A 4,922-nucleotide genomic window follows, 5' to 3' on the forward strand; every position below is an offset into this window, starting at 1 on the left:
AGGCAGTCACCGGCGACCTGCCCGAGCAGGAGCAGGGGCTGCGGTGGCGCACCCGCGTGCAGTGGGCGTACACCGAGGACGGCCGTCGCGGCCTGCGCGCCCACCGCTCGCGGAAGGTCGTCCCCGTCGACGACTGCCTGATCGCGCACCCCGACGCCCGGGCGCCCGAGGCCGGAGCGGTCCTGACCCACGAGGTGACGGCGGGGGAGACCACGCACCCGTTCACCGTCGCCGGGGACGGCTTCTGGCAGGTGCACCCCGGTGCTGCGCCGACGCTCGTGTCCACGGTGCTCGAGGTCCTGCGTCCGCAGGCGGGTGAGCGCGTGCTCGACCTGTACGCCGGGGTGGGGCTCTTCGCCCGCTTCCTGGCCGACGCGGTGGGTGACGGCACCCGCGTGGTGGCCGTCGAGGCCGACCGCGCCGCCTGCGGCTTCGCCAAGACCAACCTGGGCTCGCACCAGGGCGCGGTCGTAGCCACCGGCGCCGTCGAGCAGGTGCTGCGCGAGCAGTTCGACGAGCCCTTCGACCTGGTCGTGCTCGACCCGCCCCGCGAGGGCGCCAAGCGTGCCGTGGTCGAGCAGGTCGTCGACCGCGCACCGCGCGCGGTGGCGTACGTCGCCTGCGACCCCGCCGCCCTGGCCCGCGACGTCGCGATCTTTGCCGAGCACGGGTACACGCTCAGCGAGCTGAAGGCGTTCGACCTGTTCCCGATGACTCACCACGTGGAGTGCGTGGCGCTGCTCGAGCGCCGCTGACCTCCGCCTGGCGCGCCGCTTCGCCCTCGGTGGCGGCGCGTCAGGCGGGAACCGTCGCGACCACCGTGCGACGGTGCCCCACGAGCAGCAGCACGAGCCCGAGCAGCGACCAGACGACGAGCACCAGCCACGGCTGCGTGGTGCTGGCGTCGGGGAAGTACGAGACCAGACGCAGCAGCGTCGACCCGGCGCCCGGCGGCAGCAGTTGGCCGATGCCGCCCCACGGCGACGGCAGGAACTCCTTGGGCAGCGCGACGCCCGACAGCGGGTTGCCCAGCAGCAGGAACGTCAGGGCGCCGATCGCGATGCCGGCCCGCCCGATGACGGACGCCAGACCGCTGATCGTCGAGGAGATCGCCAGCAGGGTCATCGTGAACACGCCCCACACCGCAGCGAAGTTGCCGGGCAGGAAGCCGAACCACGTGCTGAGCACCAGGGTCATCGCCAGGCCGGCGAGCACCGTGTACGCGACCAGGCCGACGACACGCCGTGAGGTGCCGCGTACGACGAGGCTGGTGACGACGCCGCCGAGCATGCCGCCGATGACCAGCGGAAGTGCCGCCGCGGTCAGCCCCGTGCCGCGCGGGTCGTCCGCCGACAACGGGACCACGTCCGTCACGGTGACCGTGGGGGCGGCTGCCGGGGTGCCGTCCTCGGCCGGAGGGGTGCTCTGGGCGAGCAGCGCCTGCACGGGGGTGGCGAGGTTCCCCAGGAGCTGGGCCATCGACGCGTTCGCCGCGCTGCTCACCAGGATCTCGGGCTCAGCCCCCAGGACGATGGCGCCGTAGGCCTCACGCTCCTCGATCCGTACCACCGCCGCGTCGCGGTCCGCGACCTGGTCGACCTCGAACGCGCCCGGCTGCGCCTTGTCCAGCGCCGCCGCGACAGCCTGGACCTGCGCCGGAGCGCCTGCCACGGCGAGCGGGACGTCGCGTGGCTCGGCCGTCGTGCTGGGCCAGGAGAAGGCGAGCAGGACCAGGGTGACCAGCAGGGTCAGGCCGACGGCGAGGCCGCCCAGGTGCTGCCAGCTGGTGGGCCCGTCGGTTGCCGAGGTGCCGCTCGGGCTGGCGGGGGAGGTATCGGTGGGGGAGGACATGTCGCGCTCCTGTGTCGACGGTTGAAATGCAACACACCGTTGCTTTACTTTCGACGGGACGGCTCCCGCACCGGGAGCAAAAGCGACAGAGGGCACGAGTCTGTTGCGTCCATCGCGGGAGGGGCAGGTCGTGGCGCGACCCAGCAAGGAGTCCGGCCTCGCGCCGGCCGCCGAGCGGATCAAGGCCGCGTTCTGGGAGTTGTTCCCGGCGGTTCCGCTGGCGGAGCTCAGCGTCCAGCGCATCACCTCGCGCGCCGGCCTGAACCGGTCCACGTTCTACCGCTGCTTCACCTCGCTCGGCGAGCTCATCGAGGAGATCGAGGACGAGGTGATCCCGGTGCACGTGCCGGGTGTCGTGGTCGCGGCCCTGGACGCGGGTGACCTGATGGCGCCCCTGCGCGACTCGATGGACGCCTACGGCGAGAACTTCGACCGCCTATGCCTCCTGCTCTCGCAGCGGGGCGACCCGGGCTTCATGCGACGCGTCAAGGACGCGATGATCGAGGCGTGGGTGCACGCGCTGGGCGGTGAGGTCGCCGACCTGGACGACGCGACCCGTACGGTCATGGAGTTCCTGGTCTCCGGGGCGACGGGGACGTTCGCGTACCGGGGGGAGCGTGGGCTGGACGTGGACACGCTCGACGTCATCAAGGCCTGGGCACCGCTGATCGCGGCGCCCGTCGTCACGCGGCTGCGCGAGCGGATCGGGGAGGAGCGCCGGGGCGGGTGACGTGGGCGCGCCGCGCCGGGCGACACGTTTGGTTGGGTAGGTAGATGTCGTGTATCTTGACGTCGAGAGACATTCGGTAGGTCGCCCTCCCTCCAGGTAAGGCAAACCTTGCTTCGCGCGCGCAACCCGGGCGCGGCAAGATGGAGGGGAGTGTGACAACCCCAATCCCGGTAGGAGACGTGACTGATGGCCAGTCAGGACAGCTTCGGTGCCAAGAGCACCCTGGACGTGGACGGGAAGTCCTACGAGATCTTCCGCCTCGACGCGGTGACGGGTGACGACGTCGACGTCGAGACCCTTCCCTTCTCCCTCAAGGTGCTGCTGGAGAACCTCCTGCGCACCGAGGACGGCGCGAACATCACCGCCGACGACATCCGCGCGCTCGCCGGCTGGGACGCCGACGCCGAGCCCGACAAGGAGATCCAGTTCACGCCCGCCCGCGTGATCATGCAGGACTTCACCGGCGTGCCCTGCGTCGTCGACCTCGCCACGATGCGCGAGGCGATGGCCGACCTGGGTGGCGACGCCTCCAAGATCAACCCGCTCGCCCCGGCCGAGATGGTCATCGACCACTCCGTCATGGCTGACGTGTTCGGCACCCCCGAGGCGTTCGAGAAGAACGTCGAGATCGAGTACGAGCGCAACCGCGAGCGTTACCAGTTCCTGCGCTGGGGCCAGGGCGCCTTCGACGACTTCAAGGTCGTCCCCCCGGGCACCGGCATCGTGCACCAGGTCAACATCGAGCACCTCGCCCGCACGGTCTTCACGCGTGAGGTCGACGGCGAGCTGCTGGCGTACCCCGACACCTGCGTCGGCACCGACTCGCACACCACCATGGTCAACGGCATCGGCGTCGTCGGCTGGGGCGTGGGCGGCATCGAGGCCGAGGCCGCGATGCTCGGCCAGCCGGTCTCCATGCTGATCCCGCGCGTCGTGGGCTTCAAGCTCAACGGCGAGCTCCCCGAGGGCTCCACCGCCACCGACCTCGTGCTCACCATCACCGAGATGGTCCGCAAGCACGGCGTCGTCGGCAAGTTCGTCGAGTTCTACGGCCCCGGTGTGGCCGCGCTGCCGCTGGCCAACCGCGCCACCATCGGCAACATGAGCCCCGAGTTCGGCTCCACCATCGCCGTCTTCCCGATCGACGGCGAGACCACCAACTACCTGCGCCTGACCGGCCGCAGCGAGGAGCAGATCGCGCTCGTTGAGGCGTACGCCAAGGAGCAGGGCCTGTGGCTCGACCCGGCCGCCGAGCCGCGCTACTCCGAGAAGCTCGAGCTCGACCTCGCCACGGTCGTCCCCTCGATCGCCGGCCCGAAGCGTCCCCAGGACCGCATCGAGGTCACCTCGGCCGCGACCAACTTCGCCTCCGACGTGCAGGGCTACACCTCCAACGTCGACGCCAAGATCCCGGTCACCCTGGCTGACGGCACCTCCTTCGACCTGGAGAACGGCGCCGTCACCATCGCGTCGATCACCTCCTGCACCAACACCTCCAACCCGAGCGTGATGATCGGTGCGGCGCTGCTGGCCAAGAAGGCCGTCGAGAAGGGCCTGACCCGCAAGCCGTGGGTCAAGACCACCCTGGCTCCCGGCTCGCAGGTCGTCTCCGACTACTACGAGAAGGCCGGCCTCACGCCGTACCTCGACAAGCTGGGCTTCAACCTGGTCGGCTACGGCTGCGTCACCTGCATCGGCAACTCGGGCCCGCTGATCCCCGAGGTCTCCGCCGCGGTCAACGAGAACGACCTGGCCGTCGTCTCCGTGCTCTCCGGCAACCGCAACTTCGAGGGCCGCATCAGCCCCGACATCAAGATGAACTACCTGGCGTCCCCGCCGCTGGTCGTCGCGTACGCCATCGCCGGCAACATGAACGTCGACCTGTTCAACGACGCTCTCGGCCAGGACGAGAACGGCAACGACGTCTTCCTCAAGGACATCTGGCCCTCCCCGGCCGAGGTCGAGGCGACCATCGCCGGTGCCATCAACAAGGAGATGTTCGGCGAGTCCTACAAGGACGTCTTCGCCGGTGACGAGCGCTGGCGCTCGCTGCCCACCCCCGAGGGCAACATCTTCACCTGGGACGAGGACTCCACCTACGTCCGCAAGGCGCCGTACTTCGACGGCATGCCGGAGAACCCGGCGCCCGTCACCGACATCGACGGCGCGCGCGTCCTGCTCAAGCTGGGTGACTCGGTGACCACCGACCACATCAGCCCGGCCGGTGCCATCAAGAAGGACTCGCCCGCGGGCCAGTACCTCACGGCCAACGGTGTCGAGCAGCGTGACTTCAACTCCTACGGCTCGCGCCGTGGCAACCACGAGGTCATGATCCGCGGCA

General features: G+C 70.2%; 4 protein-coding genes. 3 read left to right on the forward strand and 1 reads right to left on the reverse strand.

What is annotated here, in order from left to right; translation table 11 throughout:
* Nucleotides 1-755 (forward strand): class I SAM-dependent RNA methyltransferase (locus tag ACI379_RS17140; protein ID WP_439793350.1); only part of this gene is annotated, 755 nt, incomplete at its 5' end.
* 40 nt (nt 756-795) lie between these two features.
* Here the strand turns inward: ACI379_RS17140 and ACI379_RS17145 are convergent.
* Nucleotides 796-1,851 carry a hypothetical protein gene (locus ACI379_RS17145; protein WP_439793351.1) on the reverse strand — a complete coding sequence of 352 codons (1,056 nt, stop codon included), beginning with the start codon at nt 1,849-1,851 and terminating at the stop codon, nt 796-798.
* A 130-nt stretch (nt 1,852-1,981) separates the two neighbouring features.
* On the opposite strand from ACI379_RS17145, the gene ACI379_RS17150 reads away from it, so the two are divergent.
* On the forward strand, nt 1,982-2,581 hold the full coding sequence (locus ACI379_RS17150; RefSeq protein ID WP_439793352.1) for a TetR/AcrR family transcriptional regulator: 600 nt from the start codon (nt 1,982-1,984) through the stop codon (nt 2,579-2,581).
* A 186-nt stretch (nt 2,582-2,767) separates the two neighbouring features.
* On the forward strand, nt 2,768-4,922 hold a 2,155-nt coding region (gene acnA, locus ACI379_RS17155; protein ID WP_439793353.1), incomplete at its 3' end, for an aconitate hydratase AcnA.

It is taken from the genome of Nocardioides sp. (assembly GCF_051876515.1).
In the GTDB taxonomy this organism is placed as follows: Bacteria; Actinomycetota; Actinomycetes; order Propionibacteriales; family Nocardioidaceae; genus Nocardioides.

Bases quoted from the DNA above. Each gene is read 5' to 3' on its own strand.
- ACI379_RS17145 (WP_439793351.1), bottom strand. From the start codon at position 1,851: ATGTCCTCCCCCACCGATACCTCCCCCGCCAGCCCGAGCGGCACCTCG.